The organism is Sinorhizobium fredii NGR234 (genome assembly GCF_000018545.1).
In the GTDB taxonomy this organism is placed as follows: domain Bacteria; phylum Pseudomonadota; class Alphaproteobacteria; order Rhizobiales; family Rhizobiaceae; genus Sinorhizobium; species Sinorhizobium fredii_A.
The window spans coordinates 69633-95787 of sequence record NC_000914.2 but is presented as its reverse complement, the minus strand read 5'-3'; the positions used below and the strand labels follow the sequence as shown (position 1 = coordinate 95787).

Sequence of the window (26155 nt, the reverse complement as noted above, 5' to 3'; positions counted from 1 at the left end):
TATCTTGGACGCTTGTAACGTTTGGCGCCGGTCAGACGGGGGTGCTAAGAATTCCTGCCCCTTTCAGGGCATACGCTGTGCGCTTCGATCGTGAACGCCTACTCTGCAGGAAAGCCCGCACCCGAGTCCGCAGATCAAATGTCAAAATCCACCGATGGCCTGATGCGAATGACTCCCTCGCCTCGGAATTCGGCAACGTGCCGCATGCCCATCATCAAAAACGTTGTTGTCGGGACCTCTGCGGTTGGCATTAGCCCCGTGGCCCTCAGCATGCTCATCTGGTCTTCTGAGGCCATGTGAGGAGCTAAGAACCAGTGGTCCCACGCACGAACGCCGCTATCCATAACGAAATCAGAAAGTTCAGCCGGCTCGGCCCCTGCGGACGAGGACGGCCAAGCGTGCGATGGCCGGGCTTGCGACGGTCCAGAGTGTGATGGTCCCACCTGCCACGGTCCAGCTTGCGGCCCCGCGGCATCCACGCGCTGCCATATCAAATCCTGATCGTATTCGGGCACCTGCAGCGCGCGAGCATGCGGTTGCTGCTCGCTAGGCTGGGGAGACCTTCCCCTCTCAGCGGTCAGTGGCGCGGGAGAAGCTGTAGCCCGCGTATGCAGGTCCTGCTGCCAATCAAGCAATGACGGATTCGCCCAATCCAAATACTGCGAGTAGGGATGCTTGGTTTCTAAGTCGGTGGCATGCGGCGGTGGGCTTGGGTTCAGTGGGGTGGCGGACGGGGATAGCCCGGCTTGCGACGGTCCAGATCGTGATGGCCCCACTTGCCATGATCCTTCTCGCGGTCCCGCGGCTTCCAGGTGCTGATCCTGGTCGTGTTCGGGCGCGCCCTGTAGCACCCGAGCATGCGGTCGCTGCTCGCTAGGATGGGGAGACCTTTCCCTAGTCCTGGTATACAGGTCATGCTGCCATTCACAAGGTGATGGATAAGGATATGCCGAATCCAAATACTGCGAGTAGGGATGCCTGGTGTCCAAATATGGGGAATCGGCTTCAACCTGCGGCAATAGTGAGTCAGCGGCATGTGGAGGGCTATATTGAAATCCGCTCAGCTGATGCGCAAATGCACTCGCGTTGGCGGGTGGTGGAGAGTCCGGCTGTGGGCTTGCGTTTAGTGGGCTGGTTGAATTGATATCCATCCTGTTTCTCCTTTGAAATATGGAGGCCCCAAGCCTTTCCGATGCGGAGGCGGCATCACCATCTAATCCGCCCTGCAATTGTTAAGAGACATACCTTTCGAGAAGCTGACAATCAGATGGACCGAATGAAGACCGGACTTATGTCCGCTCGAACGTCGCGTCGCTGGCGAAGGCCGTTGACAGATCCAGGATGATAGAGACAACAGCTGTCAACATGGCACGCGCCAAGAGACAATGTTTCAACACGATATTTCTTCTTTAGCGACGTGATTGGCGCGCCTTCAGCCACAGGCCGAGCGCCACGAGAAAAGACAGGCCGTAGAGGCCCGTGACGAGCGGGAAAGCTGCCTTGAGCCCAAACCGTTGCGTGGCGGCGACTCCTGCAATGATCCCGACGACCGAAGCGCCCTGCTGGCAGGTCTGCGCAAGCCCCAGGACCGATCCCTGCCTTTCGCTTCGCGTCGCGGCCGAGACGAGCGACAGGAGAACCGGTGTCGTTCCTCCAAGCAGCGCGCCCCAGGTAAAATAGAGCGCTGCGAACAGCCCTATCGCACGGGTCGAGCCAGCGAGCCCGGTGGCGACGAAGCATCCGCCAGCGATCAGCACGTTACATCCGAGCACAAAAGACGGCTCTCGCCCTTCGAAGGTCCGGGCCCACACCGGCGCTGCGACCACAAAGCCGAGCGCAAGAAGGCCATAGCTCAATCCCGTGATCCAATGCTGAGAGCCGTAGACCTCCGACATATAGAGGGAAAAGGGCACCTGCAGCACCATCCTGCTCGCAAGCAGCAATCCCATCAGAGCAAGTAGTCCGAACACGGACACCCCCGTGGAAGGCGCGCAAGAGACTGTTGTTGCTTTCGCGGTTTTCGTGAGTCCCGCTCCTCCTAGTGGAACCGGCAGGCTTGTCCAGGCGACTGCGGCACAGAATGCGCAGATCACCCCGGCGGTGAGGTTGACGGCCGCAAAAGGCAAGGCGTCGAGGATGAGCCCGCCGAGGAAAGCGCCGCCCAGGGAGCCGACATTCGTCGCCACCTGCAGCCAGGCGAAGAGGCGGGCGCGATCGCGCCCGCCGGTGACCTCAACGCCGTAGGCCTGGGCCGGAGCGATATAGCCAGCGCAGGCCCCCTGCAGAAAGCGCAACGCCAGAATGGTCCAGACATCCTGGGCGAAGGCGACGAGCAGTTGCGTGATCGCCAGGCCCAGCAAGGCCCGGACCATCATCAGGCGATTGCCGTACCGGTCGCCCATACGTCCCCAAAAGGCACTCGTCAGCGACACGCCGAGCATCGGGCAGACGTAGACGCCGATACCCGCGAGGCCAAAGACGCTGTCCGAGGGGCTCAATGCCTTGATCTGAATCGGCCAGAAGGGACCGTTCATCTCCATGGCGCCCATGGAGATGAATTGAAGGCCGAACAGCAGCGCGAAGACCGGTCCGAAACCGCGCAGGACCGCGACTGTCCTGGTCATTCCGCACTCGCCAACGGATTGGGCAATTGGTGCTCGATGCGGTAGTCGCGATAGCGCTCGAGATGCATCCGCAGGACCGAGCGTGCCGGCCAGGGCCGTTCGAGGAAGGCCTGGCGTTCCTCGAGCCAGAACGCATCCGAGAGCATGCGCGGCCGCAACGTCTCGAACGCCTCTTCCGTTTCTTCCCTGAGGACGCGCCAAAGGCTGTCACCCGCAACCGAATATTGCTCGGTCAGGCAAAGGGCGATCTCGTGAAGATGGCAGACAAAGCACGCATTGATGAGGAACGAGCGCACGAGGCTGATATCGTCGTCGAAGGTGGTTGGCAGGATGCCCCCTCGACTGAACGGCTGCAGCTCATAACCGCGTTCGGTGAAGAGCGGTGCAAAACTGCGGCCGTCACCGAAATCGCGGATCAAGAGCTTCCGTGGCAGGCCGCGATCATCGAAAAGAATCGTGCTGTTTTGTTGATGCGCCTCGAATGCAATGCCGTAGAGGAGATACATGGCCAGAGTCGGTCGGACAACGGTGCGAGCATAGAGCCGGAAGAACGCAGCGATCGCCGCTTCGCTCTCGTCGCCGCTTTTTCCGATGAGTTCGCAGATCAGTGGCCGGCCGTCGACAGGGCCAGCGGTCAGAAGCGCGGCGACGGTTACCGGCAGCAAGCCATCTCGACGGGCAAGAGCATCGGCCTTGCGATAGACCACCGAAAGAAAGCGGCCGAGATGCTCGTCGCCGGTTTCGGGATGACGCAGAATCGCCCCAAGCTCTTCAGTAAGGATCTCCAGCCTGCACCTGAGGTCATCCTCCTCCGACACAATGTCGGAAATCAGCGTGCTGAGGCGCGGTCCCATATGGATCGACTTCGCCTGCAGCGTCCGCTGCTCGCTCGTCATCCAGATCGCAACCGGCAGTTTGATGAAGGGTCTTGGCGCCTCGGTCGTCGGCAGCATCGTGCGAAACGACATGGACGGCAACGTCACGATCTCCGGGCCGTCAGGATCGAAAATGCCGGCTTCGATCTCTGCCGCGAATTCGCGGCGCACGAAGTGCTCCAGATGCCAGGCGTGGACGGGCAGAGGCAGCCAGTCCTCGGGTGACTGGCCCCGCGCTTTCAGGCCCTCCGCCCAATCGCGCGAGAGGTCCGGGAAGTTCTCAGCGAACCATTCCGAATAGCTTCCGACGTGCGGCATCTTCTCGACGTAGGCCCAGCTGCTGCGGAGCGCCGCAATGCGCAGGGGCACGCGCGCGCCGAACTCGGGGGACAGTGCGGCGACCTCCTCCGCCGCCAGGCCGGGCTTGGCCTTCCAGGTCGGATAGAACGGGTGGCCTTCGAGCGCGCCCCATTGGTCGAGGGTCATCGCGGCCAAATGCGTCGGCAAGCTTCTTTCGAGATAGGCAAGGAAGCCGGGCGCACCGGCTTCGGCGATTTCCTGGCGCAGCCTGGCGCTCCAGCGCCCGCGCTCGCGGCGCGCCAGCATGTCGTTGCGCATGCTGTTGTCCACGTCGCGCAGCAGATGCTCCAGTCCGTCAGAAGCGGGCGTGATCGCGAGAGAGGAGGCAACCTCCCGCATCAGGGCGGCCGGATCATCGATCCGCTGCCGTGCCCCGGTGCCGTCCAGCACTTCGATCTGTCCGCGGTTCCGCAAGGTTCCGGCGGGCGCGAGGCTGAGATCGGTGAAGTGCAGCATGCGCTGCGAGGGCCAGAGGGGGAACCAGGCCTGGCGGCCTTCGCGTGCCCACAGCAAGGCGTTCGGCGCGAGCAGGCGCTCGGCGAACAGGCAGCGCACCAGCCGGTTGATCGCGTTGCGCGATGCCTGCGTCAAAAGCGCAAGATCCTCGTTCTCGACGGGATTCGTCACGGAGGGCGTCTTCTCGTCCATCAGGCGGCCTCCGGCCAGTCGGCTGGGACATAGTCTGGTGTACCCGCAGCCAATTTGCCGTGGTAGTCGCACGCCCAGCGATAGATCTTGGCGATCGCCGGTACCGTCGCCTCGAGCCGTTCTGCCATCGTGACGAGCAGCGCCTGTCCGAAAGCGATATCCTCGTGGAAGGCGCGGCTTCCGCGATCGATGACGAGCCCCGGGCCATGTGGATTGGGAACGAGGGGGGCAGGAATGCCCGCATAGGCGCGATTTGTGCGTAGAAGCGTGTACATGGTTCGGTCATCCCCAATCTGGTCGCCATAGGCCTCGATCAGTTCCTGCTGAAGCGGCTTCACTGAGCTGAGATCAATGCCGAGACGTGCCTCGCTCGCCCGGCGGATCGCTTGGTTTTCCGCATCGCAAGCTTCCAGGAGCTCGGCGCCTGCTTGTGGGCAGTCGCTCCACCAGCACAGGGCTTCGTCGAACGGTCTTTTTTCCCACGGTGCGCCGGGGCCGATGAGCGCGTAGAGCACGGCCGGGTGCATCAGCGCGTTGCCCGGCGTCAGCGTGATTTCGAGATAGTCCTTGAGCAGGTTGACGGGCGCCTCGTAGATGTGATTCAACATCGCCATCAGTGCGGCGGCGCTCGCAGCGCTTTCCCGGCGATGCAGGGCAACGAAGAGCTCTGCCTTGGCGCCGCCCATCCGCACGCGCTGGCCTGCAATCAGATCATAGGCGATATGGGGCACGTCCTTCATGCCCCAGATCACCACATTGTCACGCCCCGAAAGCACCTTTGCCGCGAGCCAGTCGAAGCCGCAAAAGCCGGGAATCGCGCCGATATAGACGCTCTTATCCGTCGGCAAATACGGCGCTATACGATGCAAGAGCGCGGATCTTGCCTGGGCGGGTTGCGTTATGAGGACCATGTCAGCGTTGTCGAGCGCCGCGCTCGGGTCGGTTCCGATGTAGTCGGGCCTAGCACTCAGGGTGCGACCGTCTCGCGTCACCGCTTGCCAGAGACCGTCCCCGCTCGCCCATCGCGCGGCCACGGTGGCGGACGTGGTCAGGACCGAAACATCGATGCCCGGGTTCTGCTTGAAAAGGACCGCATTCAAATGTCCGGTGCGGCCAGCGCCGCAAATGGTCACCTTCATGCTGCCCGCGCCTTTCCGAATAGCCAGCCATCCAACTGGGCAGCGATTGCCGGGTCGAGCAGGCGGCGCTTCGCCATCCATTCCTCATCGAAAATCGTGCCAAGATATTTCTCGCCGCCATCGGCAACCGTCGTGACGACGGTGCCGGTGAGCTTGCCGGCGCCAATGAACTCCAGCGCCTTGTAGATGGCGCCGCCGGTCGAGCCGCCAACGAGCAGTCCCTTGCGGCGGGCGATGTAGCGCGCCGTCTCGAAGGCTTGCGTATCGGTCACCTGCACGCCTTCGTCGATGCAGCCATAGTCCAGCACCTTGCCGACCTCATCGCCGGCGGGCGTGCCCGTTCCTGACTGGTAATAGGGGTGCCCCGGCTTGCCGAAAACGATCGAGCCGGCCGGCTCCACGGCAATAGTGCGTACGGCCGGATTGTTACGCTTCAGACGCTGGGAGATTCCGGTCATCGAGCCGCCGGTCCCGACGCAGCCGACAAAGGCGTCGATGCCGTCGGGAAGCTGGGCAACCAGTTCGTCCACGAGGCCGGTATAGCCTTCCGGATTTGCCGGGTTGTCGGACTGGTTCATGAACAGCGCGCCCGGAAGCTGCGCGCCGAGTTGCGCTGCGAGGCGCTGGCGCTCGACGACTGCGACCTCGTCTTCGCGAAAGTCGCCTTCGACATAGCGGATCTCAGCCCCTAGCGCCCGCATCATGCGGATCTTGTCGGGCGCTGCATGGTGGTCCACCACGGCAATGAAGCGCAGCCCGAATTCCAGCGCTGCGAGCGCCAGCCCCGTGCCAGTATTTCCCGACGATGATTCAACGATCGTGCCGCCCGGAGGGAGGCGCCCATCCTGAAGGGCCGCAATCACCATGCTGCGAGCCATACGATCCTTCATCGAGCCGCCGGGATTGTTCTTCTCGATCTTCAGAACCAAGGTGGCGTTGCGGCCCGGCACGTCGATCGACATGACCGGCGTCTGGCCGATCAATTGTGTTACGGTCGTGTGCAGCATCTAAACCTCTCCAATTGTGTCGGGAACGAGATTGGGCCGCCCTTCGGCGTCTTCGATGACGCAGAAGCGAGCGGGCATGGGATGGCGATGGAACTCGTTTTCGAGGAGGTCCATCTGGTAGCCGCCGGTGTTGGCGTATACGAGCAGGTCGCCAGCGCGCGGCGCGGTCGGGAACGTCAGCCACCGGTTGCTGATGACGTCCTCGTCGAGGCAGCTATGGCCGGCCAGATAGGCGCGGACCGGCGGCAATTGAACGGTCGCCTTGGTGGCAGGCACGAGAATAGGGTCGATCAGGAATTCGGAGGCGAACCAAGTTTCGCAGGCGCTGAAGCTGCTACCTTCGACAAAGATGACGTGCGAATCCGGACCGAGCGCCTTCACCCGCGAGATTCGAAAGACAGTGATCGCCGCCTGGTCGGCCAGCGCGCGGCCGGGCTCCATCGCCAGCGTGAGACCCTCACGCGCCAGGTAGCCGGCTACGCTTCGGCCCTGGTTCATCTCCGCCTCCAAGAGCCGGTGCAGCCAGTCGGCTGCTGAAAGAGTGCTGCCATAGGGATAGAAAGAGTCCGGTATTTTCCCGGTGCGGTAGTCCTCGGGCGCCTGCGCCGCGAGATGCGCTTTGTACCTGGCTCGGTCGACATATTGGATAGGCAGGCCACCGCCAATATCGATCATGCCCGGAAAAAATCCCATCCGCCTGGCTTCGGCAATGAGGTCGGCGGCCTCTCTGAGCGCTGCCACACGGGTCTCCCGGCGATAGCCGCTGAGGTGGAAATGCAGCCCGTCGAAACGCACCCTGCCTTCACCGGCAAGCCGAGCGAGGCAATGAACGACCGCGTCGGGCGGCATGCCGAAGCGGCTCTTGCTTTGGTCCCTCGGCCGCAAACGCAAGAGGATGGACTGTTGGCCAGCATCTGCCGGCAGACCGTGGATGAGATCCTCCAGTTCTTCCGGCGAGTCCACCGATATCAGCGCGTTGCAATTGATCAGCTCTTGATGAAATGCGCTCGTCTTCGCCGGTCCCGTCGCCACGAGCCTGGCACCATCGGCCCCAAGCCGCCTTGCGTCGCGAAGCTCGTAGAGGCTGGAGACGTCGAGCCCGGCGCCTGCGCTGAGCGCTGCCTGCATGAGCCCGGGCGATTTGTTGGCCTTCGCCCCGTAATAGATCGCATGCTCGAGGCGGCGCTCCGTCAGTACGCCCTTCAAGGCGGCAAGATTCTCCCGCAACGCATCCGGCCAGACCAGATTGAGCGGGGAGCCGTGGCGGGCGGCCCAATCGAAAAGAAGAGGACCGTATTTGGTGAGAAGGTCCGCAGTCGCCGATCGCAGAATCGGTGGCAGCCCATGGCCGATCTTCTGGCAATGCAGCGTCATCACAGCGCCCCCGCGGAAAAGACCGGCGCGATCTCCATCGGAGTGGGACTGCTCAAAAGCTCAAGCGGCACATCGCATGTCGGCAAGCCGTGGGCAAAAACGTGCCGGGTCGTCTTGTAGGGAAACTTGCGGCCGCTGCGCGCCATCGCGAAGATTTCAGCCGGAGTAATGTTCCCACCTGGGCGCCAACTCTCTACCCGCACCGAATCATTGTCGAGGAGAACCACGGGCATCCTGGTGAGCCGGAGGCGATGCGCAACCGTCAACCGGTGATAGTCGTCAATCACGAACAAGGCATCCTTCTCGGCTGTTATTGGCGCGGTCCATGAGCCTGCTTGCAGGATTTGGGCCTTTAGTGCATCGACCCTGTCAGGGTTCACCTCTTCTGTTGGGATCAATTGTGCTGCGGAGAGAAGGCAATGTTCCATGCGGTCCGGCCTCACGCTCGCTCTTTCGCATCGCACATATCTTGATTATCCGCGTTCACGTCTAGTCTCCTGCGCGTTCGCTGCCTCGTCGCTCGCAAATGTGCAAGCGACAGCGGCCGGCGAGGCGCGGTGAGGATACCCACATGGCAAAATGGGGTCATGAACTAGCCGGGAAGGCCGACGGCCTAGGCCGGATGGTCGGCCGCAAGGCGTGCCTTCAGGTCGTTCAGATAGCCTTCTGCATAGTGCTGCGCCATTGAAAGCGGCAGATTAATCCCGGCCGTCGCGGCCTCTTCAATCGCCTTCCTTGCGAGCCCGTTGCGAATAGCCAGCTTGACCCCGGGTCCCGAGACAAGGCCGACTGCTTGTGCTGCGACCCCTATGCCAGCTTCTATCAGCGCCTGCTTCATATTGCCTCCGGTAATCGCTGTACGGAGGAGATTTGCGGCTTGCGCCTCGCATGCAAGCGTCATGGATACGAGATCGGCCACCTGTCCGATTCCCGGAATGAAGCTGAGCACTCCCACGGCCGTTGCAGCCCAGTCAAGCACTTTAGATCCTACCCGCAGCACGGAGTCGACGACATGCATGAGGGCTCCGCCGTTCTTTTTCGGTGACTTGATGTCAGGCTGGTCCGCCAGGCCCATCTTCATGTCTGCGACAGCGTTCTGCGCAGCCTCAGTTTCCGGCACATGGAACTTTGGCTGCTGAACGGTGCGGTTTGCCGTAGTCATATTTGTGTAGAAACGGCCAAAGTCTTCTTTGCTGACGTTGCCAGAATCGACCGTATGTCCGCCACCGAAGTCGAAAAATCCATGATGAGTCTTATAGCCCGTAATCGCATTGTTTAGCAGACCGAACAGAAGAGGATCTGAAAGGAGCTGCGAGGCAGCTTCACGTACTTTCGGATCCAAGCTCTTGTCGTCTGCCATACTCGCCAGCTTGTCGCGTGTGAGATCACCGCTCCCGAAAAATAACTCCTGATGGCTGTTAATTGTCTTGAGCGTGTCCAGCTCGGCTTGTGTGAGGCTCATCGACGAGGAGGCCACTTGCAGGAAGTCCTCTTTGTGGACCTTATCTATATTACCACCGTACAACTGCTTCCATTCTTCCGGATGACTGACGAAGTATTGAGCCGCCGCAATGACCTGGGGTGGACATTTGCCTGTTTTCGCTTCGCCGTCGACGATCTGCTTGAAGTCGGCCAGACTCAGGTTCTTGGGAAGATATTCCGAGTACCGGTAAAGCTCCCGTAGAGCATCGTTCTCGGTCATGACCGATGGCTGGGCATTCTCGGCGCTGTCGGATGGGATGTAGTTCTGCGCGTAGCTTTGCGCTTGGCTTTCCTGAAATGCGGCAACTTGTGGGTGATGTTTGGAAAATTCAGACAAGTCCTTTGCACTGATCTTGCCTCCACAGCGACCATCGCCTTGCGAGCCGATTGCATAAAAAAGTTCGGGATCCTGTAGCAATGCCTCGATTGCCGCTTTCAGATCCGGCGGAGTAGAGGGATCATTGGCTTTAGCCTCCAGCGACTCCCAACTGAGTGGGCACAGATCCTTGTGACGGTTCAGCACTGCGACAATCTGCAACTCAGGCTTAGTCAGCGATCCACCGTTCCAGGTAATTCTCGAGCTTTGTATGGGAGCTGGCGCGACATAATGGTCATCGATCACAACAGCCGACTGCGGGGTCTGATCCATTGATTCGATCGCCGCCCTCATGTGGGGGGGCAGTAGGGCCAAAGGGTCCTTCTGCAAATCCTCCAAGGTCGACTCGGCATCCGGCGGCGGCAGGTCCTCCCGACTGGCTAAAGGACCAATCCTGTCTAGCATGTTAGTGGACAGCATCGCCTCGAAGGACAATACGCTTTGCTGCCCCTGGGCTACCCGAGGCGCGAAAGCTTTGGCGAGCGACGCCTGGGCGAACTGTGCAGGATTAGAGCTGATCATTGGTAAAAGGTTGCTGGCCGACATTGTGCATCCTCAGACGTGATGTTGTCCCTCCACAAGGACCTTCTATAAGGCGCTTGCGCTCACGAAGTGACAATCTTAAAGCCTCAGCTGGAGTAACCGTGCTTTTGATTGCTTCGCTCCATGCTAGCTACAAAGGTCAATTCCGGCACAATGGTCGGCGACATCGTTGGAGCTACCGATTCACATCATGAGCGGTTTAGCTTTCGAGAAACTGACGAGGCTCAGACGAATAACAATCAAGAGGTGACCGCAGTGAGGTTCTAATCCTAAAGTCTGAATTTCATTTCTTGCTCAGCTCAGCCTTCCCGCCATCGTCGTTCTCTGGCAGCATCTCAGAAGTATAAAAGACTTCCGGTCTCCCGCCGCGGACGACCGTGGTGGAGGAGCCCCGAAACAGTACCATCACAGATTCCCTGGCGGGCGTATCGGTTGCGCGAGGCTGCGCCTGCGCCACTGCCAGTAGACCGTTCAACGTCTGCTCGATGAGCGCCATGAAGCGCGGCGGGCCGGACACTAAGACCAGGCCATTTCCCGGCGCGGGTCTCACCGGATAGCGCTCATCAGAGATGTCAAGCTTATCGAGGGCGAGCTTGAAAGCACTAAAGTGAACTGAACTCAACACAAGCATCCGAGTTTGTGCTTCTTTTGCAGCAGACACATAGAGCACAACCCCGTCATAATACCATTGGAGATCGTAGAGATCGGTCAATCGGTCGAGGAACTCGCGCGGTGACAACTCCGGTATACGCCCGCGAATCCGCCCCTTCACCTCTGCGCTGATGTTAACACTGATTTTCAGGTTGTTGCCGAACTCCTGCAACGCGGCAGAGAGATCCTGATCTAGAACCGTATACTTATAGGAGGTCGAGGGGAGTGGCAGGGTGGCCCCGAGAGTTGTGTGGATTCCGGCAAATAGAAAAAGCCCGACACAGAGCAGTCTCCTAAACATATGAAGCGGTGTGAATGGGATCGGCGTTGTCGGCATCTCGTCTTGATAAACCAAATCTGAAAATCTCCCATGCGGTTCAACTCGACTAACATCACTCTTCAATGGGCAAGCGACGCTGCCGGTAGTCAGCGTGTCGTCAGCTCGCCTCGCTAGAGTTCCACGTCAAAGAGTTAAGTAATCGAGTCCTTCTCATGATGCTGCCTGTCACGTCAATCTCTAACAGTCTCCCCAGGGTCGCGTCATCGTCATTCGGCGAGCAGGCTCAGTTTGAGCGTGCTCTGGCACAGGCGGCTGATTCGATGAAAAACGATACTGCTTCAACGCCAGTGAGGACGGCGCCTATTTCTCCGCCGATGGACGTTCACCGCGCGGCGCCAACGAGCCCGCTGGAGGATCGCGTGCTGCAGACGATTTCTTCGATTTGCCCGGATAGTATAGTTGCTGCTGCCGCGCCCAACCATAAGGCGGCCCTTATAAGCGGCGCTCCGCCCGGGCCGTCGCAGAAGCTCCCTGTCGAAGGTGGGGCGGGCACCGAAAGGTTGGGAATCCCGCAAGGGGGGCATGATTTTGACGTGATGGTTGCCGGTCTGCGGGATCTTTATAATGGCGTGACCCAAGTTGCTCTTGTTTCGAAGGGTATCAGCGGCATCACCTCATCCGTAAACAAACTATTAAAGGAAGGGTGAGTTGCGCGCATGTTCGGCTCAGCCCATGGCGACACAACGAGCAGCGACACGTCTGGCCGGCGACCGCTTCGCCTCGTCGTGCTGCCACTTCTCCTGGCTCTGAGCAGTTGCAAGGTCGATCTCTATACCCAGCTGCAAGAGCGCGAGGCGAATGAGATGCTCGCGCTTCTGATGGACAGCGGGGTTGATGCGGTCCGGGTGGCCGGTAAGGATGGCACCAGCACAATCCAGGTCGACGAAAAGTTGCTCGCCTTCTCAATCAAGCTCCTGAATGCCAAGGGGCTGCCGCGCCAATCTTTCAAGAACCTTGGCGAAATATTCCAAGGTTCGGGCCTGATTGCATCACCGACCGAGGAGCGTGCACGTTACGTCTATGCCCTTAGCGAAGAGTTGTCGCATACGATCAGCGATATCGATGGCGTGTTCTCGGCGCGTGTTCATGTGGTACTGCCGCATAACGACCTGCTGCGAGCAGGCGACACACCGTCATCAGCCTCGGTCTTTATCCGCCACGACGCCAAAACGAATCTCCCAGCTCTGCTGCCTAAGATAAAGATGCTCGTCGCCGAAAGCATCGAAGGCTTGGCCTACGACAAGGTAGAAGTGGTTTTGGTGCCGGTGGAAAGGTCCGCACAAGAGCAACGGTCTTTACTGGCGACTGACTTGGCTCAAGCATCTAGGCCTATCCCAGAGCCGCTCCTGGCTGTCGCGGTGGGTGTTTCCGCTGCAGTGTTCGCTGTGACGTGTTACCTCTTGTTCATCGTTCTTGGGCATCGGCGCAGGCAATTAACTGGCGAACTATCTAGAGTCCAGGAGCGCCCCGGTGTTTCCGCTCTCGCGGCTATTCGTAAAAAGATACCGGGGCTAGGGCGTAGGTGAAATTACCAATGCCGATAGCGATACAGACTACCCAACCTGATGTTTCGTTCCAATCGCACTCCGTTTCCAGGAGCGAGCTTGCTGCGTCGACCCATCCGACGCGTCTTGCCGCCCGTCTCGATCCGGAGTTGTCGGCTGCGACAGTGGTGCAGTTGCAGAAGTGTGCGAGGCTTCAGCCACGACTGGCAGAATTGCTGCTTGGCAATGACATGGATTGGAACCGAATCGGATGGGGGCCCGATCTCCTGCGCGGCCATGATCCTCGTCGCGCTGCTCTTCTTGCCGGAAGTATTTGGCATGCCCGTTCGCTTCTGAAAGTCGTTTCTCAGCGTGACCTCGCCCGGCTCGTTGAACGTATTGGCGCTGATGCGCACGCATTTGGCATCCGACATCTGGCGCATGCTATCGCAGACAAATTGATCTCTGATCCGGAAAAACTTGCGTTGCAAATCGAACACGATGGACATGCTTGTCTTGGTGCTTGGCTCAACATAAGGCCAGCGCTTGAGCGGAATCGCGTGCTTCTACGCTTGCCGCTCGGTACAGCCGCGGAGAACCCGGCGCCTGAGCACGATGGTGCCTCAAGCGGGTTGTTTTCGCTCGTGATAGCCCATTTCGAGATGGAGAGCCCGTAATATGACAGCCGACATTTCAGCGGCACCCGTCGCGCCGCAGATGCGCCCATTGGGGCCACTGATACCCGCGAGTGAGCTTAATATCTGGCACAGCGCTGGAGATGCGCTTGCCGCAGCAAAACGGCATCAGCAGCGGGTCCGTACCTGGGCACGCGCCGCTTATCAGAGGGAGCGGGCGCGCGGCTACGCCGAGGGGTTGAATACAGGCGCCGAGGAAATGTCAGGGCTGATTGCACGAGCAGTCACCGAAGTAGCGCAACGAAAGGCAGTTCTGGAAAAGGAATTGCCACAGCTTGTCATAGAGATACTGAGCGATCTTTTAGGTGCTTTCGATCCGGGTGAGCTGTTGGTGAGGGCTGTTCGTCACGCGATTGAGCGCAGATACAACGGCGCGGAAGAAGTTTGCCTTCATGTGTGTCCCACGCAAGTCGATATGCTCGCGCGCGAGTTCGCCGGTTGCGACGGACGGGAGAAGCGGCCGAAGGTTCGAATTGAACCGGATCCTACGTTGTCGCCGCAAGAGTGTGTGCTGTGGAGCGAGTATGGCAACGTCGCTCTTGGACTTGATGCGCAGATGCGCGCGCTGCGCCTTGGCTTCGAGTACCTTTCTGAAGAAGGAGAACTGTGATCACTCCGGTACCACAGCATAATAGCCTTGAGGGGACTCCTCTCGAGCCAGCGATCTCGTCTTTGTGGTCCACGGCAAAGAGAATCGATACGCGCGTCGTGCGAGGACGGATCACGAGGGCTGTTGGTACCCTGATCCATGCCGTCTTGCCAGAGGCTCGGATTGGGGAACTTTGTCTGCTGCAGGATACGCGAACCGGACTGTCGCTCGAAGCAGAGGTAATCGGCTTGTTGGACAATGGCGTGCTGCTCACGCCGATCGGAGGCTTGGCGGGTCTGTCCAGCCGCGCGGAAGTCGTCTCCACTGGACGAATGCGTGAAGTGCCGATCGGCCCCGATTTGCTTGGCCGTGTGATCGACAGCCGCTGCCGTCCACTCGACGGCAAAGGCGAAGTTAAAACCACCGAAGTTCGTCCGCTGCACGGCAGGGCGCCCAATCCAATGACGAGGCGCATGGTTGAGCGGCCATTCCCGCTTGGGGTGCGCGCGCTCGATGGTCTCCTCACATGCGGTGAGGGGCAGCGGATCGGGATTTATGGCGAGCCTGGCGGGGGCAAGTCGACGCTAATATCACAAATCGTAAAAGGTGCCGCCGCCGATGTCGTCATAGTCGCGCTGATAGGCGAGCGTGGCCGCGAAGTACGTGAATTCGTAGAGCGGCATCTTGGGGAGGAAGGCCTCCGCCGTGCGATAGTTGTGGTCGAGACCTCCGATCGCTCGGCAACTGAGCGGGCGCAATGTGCTCCCATGGCGACCGCCCTGGCGGAGTACTTTCGCGAACAAGGGCTGCGTGTCGCTCTCCTGTTGGACTCGCTGACGCGCTTCTGCCGTGCGATGCGCGAGATAGGTCTTGCTGCGGGAGAGCCGCCGACCCGGCGGGGCTTCCCTCCTTCTGTTTTTGCCGCCCTGCCAGGCCTGCTGGAGCGCGCCGGCCTGGGTGAGCGCGGTTCAATCACAGCCTTCTATACTGTGCTTGTCGAAGGTGATGGCACAGGCGATCCGATCGCCGAGGAATCGCGCGGCATTCTCGACGGACATATCGTCCTCTCACGCGCTCTTGCGGCGCGATCCCATTTCCCAGCTATCGACGTGCTGCAGAGTCGCAGCCGAGTTATGGATGCGGTCGTTTCTGAGACGCATCGCAAGGCAGCATCCTTCTTTCGTGATCTCCTCGCGCGCTATGCAGAGTGCGAGTTTCTGATCAACGTCGGCGAATACAAGCAAGGCGGCGACCCCCTAACTGACCGCGCCGTCGCGTCAATTGGTGAGTTGAAAGAGTTTTTGCGCCAGAGCGAAGACGAGGTATCAGATTTTGAGGAGACGGTCGGATGGATGTCGCGTTTGACCTCGTGAATTATGCTTACGCTTCAAGGCTACGGCTTTTAAAGGAAATGCAAGAGCGCGACGCCCGTAGGAAGCTGTCGAAGAAGGAAGCTCAGCACCACATGGCCATCGTAGCCGCACAGAATGCCTCTCGGGAGCTTGAAATCGCACAGCAACAGCGTGCTGGAAAGGAAGCTCAACTCTACCAAGAACTGACATCGCTGAACACCTTGTCTAGCGCCGCACTCGACCATCACCACCTTCATATAGAGCGGCTTGCGGCTGAGATCACTATCCGAGGCCAGGTACTTGACGACGCGCGCATCGCTCAAGAGCAGGCCGAGACAGCGGCGTCTGAGACAAAGGCCCTGTGGGTGAAGCGTTCGGAAGCACGGCACAAATGGCAACAGATCCAGGACGACCTCCGGCGCGCCGTCGATATTCTTTCTGAAGCCGCAGGTGAGATAGAGGCCGACGACGAGATATTGCTGCGGTATGGGAGGGGTTCGCTCGACCAGAGGTCACGCAACGAGTTCCGGTAACTGCAAGTTTCTGATTGACCGCACGTGCAGCTAAGATCCGCTTTGATGACTGGCGTGGCCAGACGCACCATATTCGAACCAGCGCTGACACTGTCCCCCGAGGTCGTCGCGTGGATCAACGACATAGCGGCTTCACGCGGGCCGTTTCAGAGCCGTGTCGGCGACAAACCACTTTCGGTGTCGATGGAAGGACTTGTTTGGCAACACGAGTCTTCTGCCATTCCGATGTTTGACTGCGTTTGGGATTTGGGAGGTGAAACGGTCGTCTTGTCGCTCTCTCGGCCGCTTGTAGAGGCGCTCGTCTCGACAGTGCAGAGCGGGCTTGCTTTTCCTACCGAGCCAACTGCATCGCTCATTCTCGAACTTGCGCTCGAGCCGCTCATCGCTCGACTGGAGGATAAGACGAACCGGACCTTGCATCTCCTTCGCGTGGGTAAAGCCATAACATTGGCTCCTTATGTGGAACTGGAGATCGTCATCGGCCCGGTCAGTGGCAAGGGTCGCCTGTTCCTCTTCTCGCCTCTTGATGGCTTGGTGCCGTTTGCGTTCCGCGCGCTGGCCGAACTGCTTGCCCAGTTGCCGCGGCAACCGCGCGAGCTTTCCCCAGAGCTTCCGGTGATAATTGCAGGTGAGATCGGCACGCTTCGAGCTTCGGCGGCGCTCCTTCGAAAAGCATCCGTCGGTGATGCTCTGTTGCCAGACATATCGCCGTTCGGCCGTGGCCAAATCGCTCTGTCTGTGGGTCAGTTATGGACCAGGGCAGACCTTGAGGGCGACCACCTAGTCCTGCGGGGACCCTTCCGCCCGCAATCACGCCCCTTGGAGTGTGCGCATATGACAGAAATCGAATCGCAACTAAGGCCGTCGGATGCCGATCTCGATGACATCGAGATCGTGCTTGTCTTTGAATGCGGCCGCTGGCCCATCTCGTTGGGCGAATTGAGGAGTGCCGGCGATGGGCATGTTTTTGAACTTGGGCGGCCAATCGATGGCCTTGTAGACATAGTTGCCAATGGTCGGTGTATCGGACGTGGCGACATCGTGCGCATCGGAGATGATCTGGGCATCAGACTCCGTGGAAGGTTGGCATGCAATGACTGAAATGCAGCCGGCAATTCTGGCCCTTCTTGCGATAACCGCGGCACTCGGCTTGCTGGTGTTAGCGGTCGTCACAACCACGGCATTTGTAAAAGTATCTGTTGTTCTATTCCTCGTCCGCAACGCACTCGGGACCCAGACGATACCACCTAACATAGTGCTGTACGCAGCCGCACTTATCCTCACCATGTTCGTTAGCGCACCCGTTGCTGAGCAGACCTATGATCGGATAACAGATCCGAGACTCCGTTATCAATCGCTCGACGACTGGGCTGAAGCCGCCAAAGCAGGAAGTCAGCCCTTGCTTGAACATCTCAAGAAGTTCACAAACGAAGAGCAGCGGCGATTTTTCCTCTCCTCGACGGAAAAGGTCTGGCCTGAGGAAATGCGCGCTGGAGTTACAGCAGATGATTTCGCCATTCTTGTACCATCTTTTCTGATATCAGAACTAAAGCGCGCGTTCGAAATCGGCTTCCTCCTTTATCTACCCTTTATCGTCATTGATCTTATCGTCACGACGATATTGATGGCCATGGGGATGTCGATGGTATCCCCGACGATTATAGCTGTCCCGTTCAAACTATTCTTGTTCGTCGCTATTGATGGCTGGTCAAGATTGATGCACGGACTTGTGCTCAGTTATACGATGCCGGGAGCTTTATGATGACCGGATCCAGTATTGTTAGTCTAATGAGCCAATCATTGGTGGTTTTCATGATCTGGATTCTGCCCCCGCTCATTGCATCGGTGATTGTTGGCCTAACCATTGGCATCATCCAGGCAGCAACGCAGATCCAGGATGAAAGCCTGCCACTCACTGTGAAGCTCCTGGTCGTTGTCGCGGTGATTGGCCTGTTTGCGCCTGTGCTGAGCGCTCCGCTCATCGAGCTCGCGGACCAGATCTTTACCGAGTTTCCAGCAATGACACTCGGCTATTAGTCTGCGCTATGTATTTGTCACCTGCCGAGATTCAGATCTTGCTCCATGCGGCTATCGAACTCGTTGCGGCAGCCGGTCTTGGAGCGGCCCGCGCGCTGGGCATAATGCTGATCCTTCCTGTATTTACACGATCTCAAATTGGCGGGCTGATCCGCGGCTGCCTGGCTATCGCCTTCGGACTACCCTGCTTGGCACACGTCAGCGACGGATTGCAGGCGCCGGATCCGGAAACAAGTCTGATCCAGATACCCCTTCTCGGACTAAAGGAAGTGTTTGTCGGCGTGCTACTTGGCACTTTTCTCGGAATTCCTTTATGGGGCCTTCAGGCGGCGGGTGAGTTTATCGACAACCAGCGCGGCATCACCAGCCCGTCTACTCAGGCCGACCCAGCAACGAACAGTCAGGCTTCCGCTATGGGAGTATTTCTCGGAATCACTGCAATTACGATCTTCGTCGCAGCGGGAGGCGTGGAAGCTGTGCTGAGCGCCCTCTATGGTAGCTACTCAATCTGGCCCGTATATCGGTTTCAGCCAACATTGAGTACCCAAGGCGCAGTGGAGTTATTCGGGCTCCTCGACCACATCATGCGCACGACATTATTAGTCTCGGGGCCTGTAGTGTTCTTTTTGGGACTGATTGATATATCAATGATGATGCTACGTCGCTTTGCGCCACAATTCAAATCTGGCCAGCTCTCCCCGCCGATCAAGAATATCGTCTTTCCGATCATCATGGTTACCTACGCTACCTATTTGCTCGAGGGCATTAAACTTGAGATCACGCAAGCGGACGGCACGCTTGGGTGGCTCGACAAGTTGCTGAAATGAGCGATACGAGCGAAGAGAAGTCACACGGCGCTACCCCTAAGAAGCTGAGCGACGCGCGCAAAAGAGGTCAAATACCGCGTAGCTCGGATTTCGTCCGCGCGGCCGCCACTTGCGCTGGGCTTGGCTACTTATGGCTAAGAGGTAGCGTTATCGAAGATAAATGCAGGGAAGCGCTACTATTAACCGACAAGCTGCAAAACCTGCCTTTCAATCTCGCGGTCCGGCAGGCGCTGGTTCTGCTAGTCGAACTCACCCTGGCAACCGTTGGCCCGCTGCTCTCAGCTCTTTTTGGCGCGGTAATCTTGGCTGCATTACTGGCCAATAGAGGATTTGTATTCTCTCTCGAGCCAATGAAGCCCAACTTCGATAAAATCAATCCTTTTCAATGGCTGAAGCGCTTGGGGTCGGCGCGTTCGGCAGTCGAGGTTGGCAAAACGCTGTTCAAGGTGTTGGTTCTCGGCGGGACCTTTTCCCTCTTCTTTCTCGGTTTATGGAAGACGATGGTCTATCTGCCGGTCTGCGGAATGGGGTGTTTCGGCGTCGTCTTTACCGGAGCGAAACAGCTGATCGGAATTGGCGCCGGCGCACTTCTGATCGGCGGACTGATCGATCTGCTGTTGCAGCGTGCGCTATTTCTGCGCGAAATGCGCATGACGAAGACGGAAATAAAGCGCGAGTTGAAGGAACAGCAAGGAACGCCAGAATTGAAGGGTGAACGGCGTCGCATTCGCAACGAGATGGCTAGCGAGCCTCCGCTTGGTGTGCATCGCGCCACGTTAGTCTACAGAGGAACTGCGGTGCTGATCGGTCTGCGTTACGTTCGTGGTGAGACCGGAGTTCCGATCTTAGTTTGCCGCGCCGAGGGCGAGGCCGCTTCAGATATGTTTCGCGAGGCGCAGAATCTGCGTCTCAAGATTGTCGATGATCATGTCCTAGCGCACCAACTCATGAGCACAACGAAACTGGGCACCGCCATCCCCATGCAATATTTCGAGCCCATCGCGAGAGCACTCTTGGCCGCAGGTTTGGCCTGAGCATCCCTGAATTCGGAAAAGAACTTTGAAGACATTGACTTCCGGGCGTGATTCCTTTGGCTTTAAGTCGGGACGCAATGGATGGCCCAGGAAGAAACAGTGCTGCCGCAAGCACATCGCACGGCGGGATCATCTGGCAATCGGTTTCTGCGAATGGCGGCAAACGTGGCTCGCGCTTGTCGTTCAGGTTTGGCATGTCCGCCGGTGGCGACACGTTGTTTCAAATGGTAGTTGTGGCTGAGAATCGATAGAGGTGCCGCACGTGTTGGGGTCGGACGTAACGGCGGCCGCAGGGACGCTGGTCCGGCGCCCCCGCCATATCCGTGCGTGCAGAGTTCCCGCGTCATGACCCGTGCCCGGGCTAAAGCAACAGGGTCGTAGATTTCGAATGACAACACGTCTGTGGCGGACATTGCTCGTCGCCACGAGATCGATCGGTCATTTTTTCTACAGATGGCGTCAAATGCTGCGAACCTCTGCGATAACGTCGACGCTTCAGCAAATTGGAAACGCGGCGGCGCAAACAGTTGGCTTAAGCCCAAACTTCCACGACACGTCCGTTCCAGCCAGATCTGCCACCCAAGCCGATAATGGTTCAATGGTTCCGAGCTCCGGCCGTCCGCGCAAGCAGCAACAGAGCCAGTGAACCCGAGTATCGGCAAATAGCGGCAGAAAGCTTTTTGTCCGCGCTGAAAGTCCCACTAGTCAGCTGAACGTCAGTTGTGCGCGTCTATCATCTTGACCCGTTTTCCCTACCAGTCGCTCTCAGTGCAAAAAAATAGGAGTACAAGATCACCATGTACGGTCGAATTGATAGCTCGTCCGATTTCCATTACACGCAGAGTGCCAGCAAGCAAATGGATGCAGAAACCCAAGAGTTCGCGGACACGTTTGCCCGAATGCACTTAGACAGGTCCAACGGCGGTTCATCGTCGGCGGCCAGATATACCCTCGATCACGAACCTCCGGTGGTGCCGATTGATCTCGAGACTTTCAGGAGGGAGATCAGGAAATTTCATGGCAAAGAAATCACTGACATCGCCAACAATCCACAGGAATATTCAGACTTCGTGTCCGCAAAAGCCAGACGCACTGCGGACGTTGCTCAGCAATACGGCATTCGTCGGGATTCTGAGAACGCTCGATATTTCAGTTACCAGTTGGGAAACCAGTGTGTTGGACTGATGAGAACGGAAGGTGGGTTCAGCATGGAAGAAGAGTTCGAATCCAAAAGTTGGAGAGACCAATTTCCTGGTCACCAAGAGATTACCTCCACCGTGGATCTTCAAGTCGCCCATCCTCTCGTTGAGAATGCAGGCGATATTCTGCTCGAGCACCAACTTCGGAGGGACGGCGAACGACCGTTGCTGAACTGGCGCGCGGAAAACCCAGAGGCGAAAGCCCGTGCAGCGATGATGGGGTTTGTTGAAGTGGATGATTGCGACATGGTCCTTGACCCCAAACAGCATCCCGACAAATGGACGCAGACCAGTGCCGCTGAATGGCGGCGTAAAGACAAACCGCCGCTCTATCTCCGCAAATTTGAGGATGCCGAAACCGCACAGTGTTCAACCAGCTGCTCTTACGAGACTTACGAAGATGACTTCATGTGACCGGATTCTCGCCAGATTTGGTCGCGACGGCCGGCCCCATCTGCCAAGACCGGCCCTCATGTCACGGACAGGGAACGAAAGAGCGTTACAAACTGCCACGCGCTAACGAGCGATACCCATTCGGTGTTTAGGCGCAAAGGGGCTTGAACGCAGGGTTTCTTTGAGACCATCGTAGTAGTTCGTTCGGGGTTTTGCACCCGAGTCCCGTAAAACACCTCGAGGCCGTTCTTTACATTGAGGCCGGAGCGTCTTTGATGCCCGGCCTCTTTTGCCATCGGGTGGCTCCGACACCGCAATGGCGATACGCAAAGCAGTTGGTCTCGCCGGCCCGAAGTTTCGTGTAAAGCAAGCCTTTGCGCATTCGAGGCTTCATCGAACCTGAGAGAGCTTCACGCTCGCGCAAAATGCCGAATTTCTCGCCCTGCTGGTCCAACTGCACACGTTAGCGTTTTTTTGTCCTGGAGCCGACCGGCTTTTCGAACAGGTTGTCGCTTGCTGTCGGCTGCCCGTTGTATGCTATGTCACTCAAGTGCATCGGACTGAGCGCCGCCTCGGCCTGCCGGAGTTCCAGGGAGTCCAGATCGTGCAGCACGTTTATATGCAATAGCGCTTCTTTTTTTGACAATTGTCAGCTTTTCGAAAGCTGGAGCTCATAAGTAGATGTTATCTACAATTCGCCGCTAAGGCAGGAGTAGCTGATGGTCGGAGTGATTGGAAGTGGAGTTGGCTCCATCGGCGTTTCCCTGGCCCGCAAAGGGGGGCATGGACATTCGACTGGACAGCCGCCGCGCGATTCAGGCGGGCCCTCTGGTCACAACAGGCCGGATCGCGGGAGCGGCGTTACGGATGGCCCGACCATTTCTGGGGATCGCTCGCAGGCTGCAATTCAAAGCGAAGCCTTCGAACTAGCTCTTCGATCGGTTGCGCTACAACTTATGAACGATGCCATGGCTGATGCCGACGAAGCTATGGCAGAAACTGAAGAGGATGCCTGACGCTGGGTGGCCCCCGTCAGGAGGTGCGTGCCGTTAGTGACGGCACAATTGTAACAGAAAGGGAAATGACATGTCTAAAATAGGTACTCTCACGAGTGCAGTTGGAGCTGGCGCCGCGGCTGGCCAGAACGTAGCGGCCAAAGGTGCTGGGGCTGCGGCCTTCCAGGCCCAAATCGCAGAACTGGCAGCGGTGAGCGCAGAGGCTACGGCTAGGAGTATGCTACTGCGCACTGTTACGACCGAGCTCCAGACAACCAAGAAGGCGGCGGATGAACGCGTACAGTGATGCGGATGGGGCTCTAGGCACTGCGTAGCACAATTGGCACGAAGTGGAGCCGAGATGAGCCGCATGCCACTCGCCGTGCGGCTTCTCTTTTGTCTGGATATCGTCAGTGAACGACGCCATTTCGCTTCAATTCAAAGTTATCTCAGGGCTCTATTGTGAACTGACTGGTACGACGGCTCTAGAAACGAGCTTGATCGGTAGCGGCCTCGACGCCGACATAGTGTTCGTCGAGCAGGGCCTCGCGCCGCATCATTTTCGCGTCACTCTTCTGGGCAAAACACTTGAGGTCGAGGCGCTTGCTGCCGGTCTCAGCATAGAGGGAAACGGGAATATTGCCGCAGGCGAGCGGGTTGTCGCGCCCCTTCCTGTCGTCATTCATGCAGGCGCGATGTCCATTCTCTGGTCAGTGCAGGATGCAGCGTCGTCTGGTTCGATCGGTAAACCACGCCTCTCGATATCTGTGCTCGCCTTGGTGTTGCTCGGTTCTCTCGGGATCGGCGTGCTCTCGGCCATTTTCTCTTACTACGACAACGCTGTTGTATCGAACGCCGATTTATCTGGTGAGGCCCGGGAACCCAAGCTGCCTGATAATCGCACTGATGATGAGACTGCATTCACAGCCGCTAAAGCCCTGCAACAGGAAGTCGACAGAGCCGGTCTGTCCAACATTAAGATCAGCGCCGCTGAGGGTGTTGTGACAGTCGAAGGCACGGTCACGTCTGCTTCGGCCATCAGTTGGCATAAAGTGCAGCAGTGGTTCGATCATCGGACGAGGGGCGCTCTAGCGCTGTTGAATGGAGTGATTATCGACGATGAGAAGGCGCCATCCGCAATCGCAGTCGAAGCTGTCTGGCGTGGGTCGCTTCCGTATCTTGTCATCAAAGGAGAGAAATATTTCGTCGGCGCTCTTTTGGATGATGGTTGGATGGTCGAACGGATCGAGGACGGTCGTGTAATGCTAAGCCGAAATGGCCGCCTTGCTGCTGTCCCGTATTAAAGTATTCCAGCGCAGGGCTGACGATCTTGGACAGACTTGATGACCGGTCAACTTCGCACTTGCCTTTGAATCTTATGCGCAGCCATCCGCCGCAGGGGTCGGCCTCACGGACGACGCGCCTGCGGTCTTAGAGCTACGTTGCACCTGTGTAGCAGCAGAGTGGTTCAGAAACGATCGTGAAGGGACCTCATGGCCAACGCCCTGCGTAGATTCACCGAGTATGCGCCGGCCAATCCGGACTTGATGGTCGCGTTGATGCTGCTTCTGGCCGTCAGCATGATGGTCATGCCAATACCGGTCATGGCGGTCGATGCGCTGATAGGCTTCAACATGGGTTTGGCTGTACTGCTGCTGATGGCGGCCCTGTATGTCAGCACGCCACTTGATTTTTCCTCTTTGCCCGGCGTCATTTTGCTTTCCACGGTATTCCGTCTGGCGCTCACCGTCGCGACGACGCGACTAATTCTGGCCGAGGGCGAGGCAGGCAGCATCATCCACACGTTCGGCAGTTTTGTGATCTCAGGCAATATTGTCGTGGGTTTCGTTATATTTCTGGTAGTGACCATGGTGCAGTTCATGGTTCTCGCGAAAGGCGCCGAACGCGTGGCAGAAGTGGCGGCGCGCTTCACCCTCGATGCTTTGCCAGGCAAGCAAATGGCGATCGACGCAGAGTTGCGGAACGGTCACATCGATGCCGACGAATCCCGCAGGCGGCGCGCCGCATTAGAAAAAGAAAGCAAACTTTATGGGGCGATGGACGGCGCGATGAAGTTTGTGAAGGGTGATTCCATCGCCGGGCTAGTGGTTATCTGCATCAACATGCTGGGTGGAATTTCCATCGGCCTGCTCTCGAAGGGCATGTCGTTCGCCCAGGTGCTGCATCACTACACTCTGCTGACGATAGGTGATGCGTTAATCTCGCAGATTCCCGCCCTGCTGCTCTCAATTACAGCGGCAACCATGGTTACTCGTGTAACTGGGGCTTCGAAACTCAACCTCGGTGAGGACATAGCCAATCAACTCACCGCCAGTACACGAGCATTGCGGTTGGCGGCCTGCGTCCTGGTGGCCATGGGCTTCGTTCCTGGTTTCCCTCTGCCTGTCTTTTTTATGTTGGCCGCAGTCTTCGCGGCGGCAAGCTTCGTCAAAGGTGACGTCCTAGATGCCGACAAAGTCGATGCTACAACTGTAACTCCGGCGGAGTCTCAAACGCCAAACGTGGCTGCGCAGCCAAATCCCATTGGCGTCTTCCTCGCGCCGAGCCTTACGAATGCGATCGACCAGGTCGAATTGCGGCAGCACATTGCGCGTATTTCCCAACTAGTCTCGGCCGATCTCGGCATTATCGTTCCTCCGATCCCAGTCGATGTCGACCAGCAGCTGCCCGAGTCGCAATTCAGGATAGATGTCGAAGGCGTGCCAGTCGAACAGGATTTGATTAATCCGGCGCAGCTGTCCCTCGCAGACGATCTGAAGAAGATTGAGTCAAGCGGCATCCCTTTTCGGCATGATCCTGAAACCCACAGAATTTGGGTTGAACAAAGCCACGAGCCGGCGCTCAAAGCCGCCGGTATCCGGCATCATAGTCCCAGCGAACTCCTTGCGATGCGTGTCCATGCGACGTTGACTTGCCATGCGCCGCGCTTGGTGGGTATCCAAGAGACCCGCCAACTACTGGGCCGGATGGAGCAGGAATACTCTGATCTGGTGAAGGAGGTGCTGCGTACCACGCCGATCCCCCGGATTGCAGATGTGCTGCGCCGCCTCTTGGGCGAAGGTATACCAATCCGAAATACCCGGCTCGTCTTGGAGGCATTGGCCGAATGGAGCGAACGTGAGCAAAACGTCGCCCTGCTCACGGAACACGTTCGTTCTGGAATGAAGCGGCAGATCTGTCACCGCTATGGCAGACACGGTGTCCTACCTGCCTTCGTCATGGAACGTGAGACTGAGGATGTGGTGCGCTGCGCGGTTCGGGAAACGGCTGCAGGCCCCTACCTCGCACTAGAGGATCGGCAAAGCGAGGCGCTGCTGTCACAGATGCGGCAGGTCTTTTCGAGCACGGCACCGGGCCAGACGCGCCCGATCGTCTTAACTTCAATGGATGTCCGACGCTTCGTCCGCGGTTTTCTTACCCGAAACGGTATCGAGCTTGCCGTACTGTCTTATCAGGACCTCGCCTCCGATTTTAAAATTCAACCCGTCGGATCCATCAGGCTCCCGCCCAGTAATGGAACGTCAGGGGAACCTCGCAGTATCCGCCCTTCTGCCACTACTGGATGATAGGTGAGAAC

The 26155-nt window shown here is 58.3% G+C and carries 23 protein-coding genes; 14 read left to right on the top strand and 9 right to left on the bottom strand.

Annotated elements, in window-relative coordinates; all coding sequences use genetic code 11:
- Positions 1-134: 134 nt before the first annotated feature.
- The 9 genes from nopL to nolW form a co-directional block, all read right to left on the bottom strand.
- Complete coding sequence (nopL, locus tag NGR_RS30110; protein ID WP_010875118.1) at positions 135-1151, bottom strand: type II secretion system effector nodulation protein NopL; 1017 nt, start codon at positions 1149-1151, stop codon at positions 135-137.
- A 258-nt stretch (positions 1152-1409) separates the two neighbouring features.
- Entirely contained in the window at positions 1410-2624 is a 1215-nt protein-coding gene (locus NGR_RS30105) for an MFS transporter (RefSeq protein ID WP_010875117.1), read from the bottom strand.
- Positions 2621-4507: an IucA/IucC family protein gene (locus NGR_RS30100; protein ID WP_010875116.1), complete on the bottom strand. Its 1887-nt coding sequence runs from the start codon at positions 4505-4507 to the stop codon at positions 2621-2623. Before NGR_RS30100 ends, NGR_RS30105 begins: the two co-directional genes overlap by 4 nt.
- Positions 4507-5646, bottom strand: a complete 1140-nt coding sequence (locus tag NGR_RS30095) for an NAD/NADP octopine/nopaline dehydrogenase family protein (RefSeq protein ID WP_010875115.1) — start codon at positions 5644-5646, stop codon at positions 4507-4509. Before NGR_RS30095 ends, NGR_RS30100 begins: the two co-directional genes overlap by 1 nt.
- A complete protein-coding gene (locus NGR_RS30090) occupies positions 5643-6653 on the bottom strand; it encodes a cysteine synthase family protein (protein ID WP_010875114.1) in 1011 nt (336 codons plus the stop codon). The genes NGR_RS30095 and NGR_RS30090 overlap by 4 nt, the downstream gene beginning before the upstream one ends.
- The gene (locus tag NGR_RS30085; protein ID WP_010875113.1) at positions 6654-8027 is read right to left on the bottom strand and encodes a Y4yA family PLP-dependent enzyme; all 1374 of its coding nucleotides are present in this window, start codon (positions 8025-8027) and stop codon (positions 6654-6656) included. It abuts the gene before it with no gap.
- Positions 8027-8455, bottom strand: a complete 429-nt coding sequence (locus NGR_RS30080) for a ParB N-terminal domain-containing protein (protein ID WP_164924715.1) — start codon at positions 8453-8455, stop codon at positions 8027-8029. The genes NGR_RS30085 and NGR_RS30080 overlap by 1 nt, the downstream gene beginning before the upstream one ends.
- 185 nt (positions 8456-8640) lie before the next feature.
- On the bottom strand, positions 8641-10431 hold the full coding sequence (gene nopX / locus NGR_RS30075; protein WP_010875111.1) for a type II secretion system effector nodulation protein NopX: 1791 nt from the start codon (positions 10429-10431) through the stop codon (positions 8641-8643).
- 280 nt (positions 10432-10711) lie between these two features.
- Entirely contained in the window at positions 10712-11416 is a 705-nt protein-coding gene (gene nolW, locus NGR_RS30070) for a nodulation protein NolW (RefSeq protein ID WP_010875110.1), read from the bottom strand.
- 155 nt (positions 11417-11571) lie between these two features.
- Between nolW and nolB the strand changes: the two genes are divergently transcribed.
- The 14 genes from nolB to sctV all read left to right on the top strand — a co-directional run bounded on the left by nolB (position 11572) and on the right by sctV (position 26144).
- On the top strand, positions 11572-12066 hold the full coding sequence (gene nolB, locus NGR_RS30065; RefSeq protein WP_010875109.1) for a nodulation protein NolB: 495 nt from the start codon (positions 11572-11574) through the stop codon (positions 12064-12066).
- Positions 12067-12075: 9 nt separating this feature from the next.
- Entirely contained in the window at positions 12076-12945 is an 870-nt protein-coding gene (nolT, locus tag NGR_RS30060; RefSeq protein ID WP_010875108.1) for a nodulation protein NolT, read from the top strand.
- The gene (nolU, locus tag NGR_RS30055) at positions 12942-13580 is read left to right on the top strand and encodes a nodulation protein NolU (protein ID WP_010875107.1); all 639 of its coding nucleotides are present in this window, start codon (positions 12942-12944) and stop codon (positions 13578-13580) included. The genes nolT and nolU overlap by 4 nt, the downstream gene beginning before the upstream one ends.
- Position 13581: 1 nt before the next feature.
- Positions 13582-14208, top strand: a complete 627-nt coding sequence (nolV, locus tag NGR_RS30050; RefSeq protein ID WP_010875106.1) for a nodulation protein NolV — start codon at positions 13582-13584, stop codon at positions 14206-14208.
- Positions 14205-15560 (top strand): type III secretion system ATPase SctN, encoded by a 1356-nt coding sequence (sctN, locus tag NGR_RS30045; protein ID WP_010875105.1) that lies wholly within the window; start codon positions 14205-14207, stop codon positions 15558-15560. The genes nolV and sctN overlap by 4 nt, the downstream gene beginning before the upstream one ends.
- Positions 15536-16072, top strand: coding sequence for a hypothetical protein (locus NGR_RS30040; RefSeq protein ID WP_010875104.1), 537 nt, complete (start codon positions 15536-15538; stop codon positions 16070-16072). Before sctN ends, NGR_RS30040 begins: the two co-directional genes overlap by 25 nt.
- Before the next feature lie 45 nt (positions 16073-16117).
- Positions 16118-17173 carry a type III secretion system cytoplasmic ring protein SctQ gene (sctQ, locus tag NGR_RS30035; protein ID WP_164924714.1) on the top strand — a complete coding sequence of 352 codons (1056 nt, stop codon included), beginning with the start codon at positions 16118-16120 and terminating at the stop codon, positions 17171-17173.
- Complete coding sequence (gene sctR, locus NGR_RS30030) at positions 17166-17834, top strand: type III secretion system export apparatus subunit SctR (protein WP_010875102.1); 669 nt, start codon at positions 17166-17168, stop codon at positions 17832-17834. The genes sctQ and sctR overlap by 8 nt, the downstream gene beginning before the upstream one ends.
- Entirely contained in the window at positions 17834-18109 is a 276-nt protein-coding gene (locus NGR_RS30025) for an EscS/YscS/HrcS family type III secretion system export apparatus protein (protein ID WP_010875101.1), read from the top strand. Before sctR ends, NGR_RS30025 begins: the two co-directional genes overlap by 1 nt.
- A gap of 8 nt (positions 18110-18117) precedes the next feature.
- Positions 18118-18936: a type III secretion system export apparatus subunit SctT gene (gene sctT / locus NGR_RS30020; RefSeq protein ID WP_010875100.1), complete on the top strand. Its 819-nt coding sequence runs from the start codon at positions 18118-18120 to the stop codon at positions 18934-18936.
- The gene (locus NGR_RS30015; RefSeq protein ID WP_010875099.1) at positions 18933-19970 is read left to right on the top strand and encodes an EscU/YscU/HrcU family type III secretion system export apparatus switch protein; all 1038 of its coding nucleotides are present in this window, start codon (positions 18933-18935) and stop codon (positions 19968-19970) included. The genes sctT and NGR_RS30015 overlap by 4 nt, the downstream gene beginning before the upstream one ends.
- A gap of 797 nt (positions 19971-20767) precedes the next feature.
- Positions 20768-21583, top strand: coding sequence for an effector protein NopP (gene nopP, locus NGR_RS30010; protein WP_010875098.1), 816 nt, complete (start codon positions 20768-20770; stop codon positions 21581-21583).
- A gap of 1387 nt (positions 21584-22970) precedes the next feature.
- Complete coding sequence (locus NGR_RS30005; RefSeq protein ID WP_010875095.1) at positions 22971-23861, top strand: SctD/MshK family protein; 891 nt, start codon at positions 22971-22973, stop codon at positions 23859-23861.
- Positions 23862-24050: 189 nt separating this feature from the next.
- Complete coding sequence (gene sctV, locus NGR_RS30000; RefSeq protein WP_010875094.1) at positions 24051-26144, top strand: type III secretion system export apparatus subunit SctV; 2094 nt, start codon at positions 24051-24053, stop codon at positions 26142-26144.
- Positions 26145-26155 lie beyond the last annotated feature (11 nt).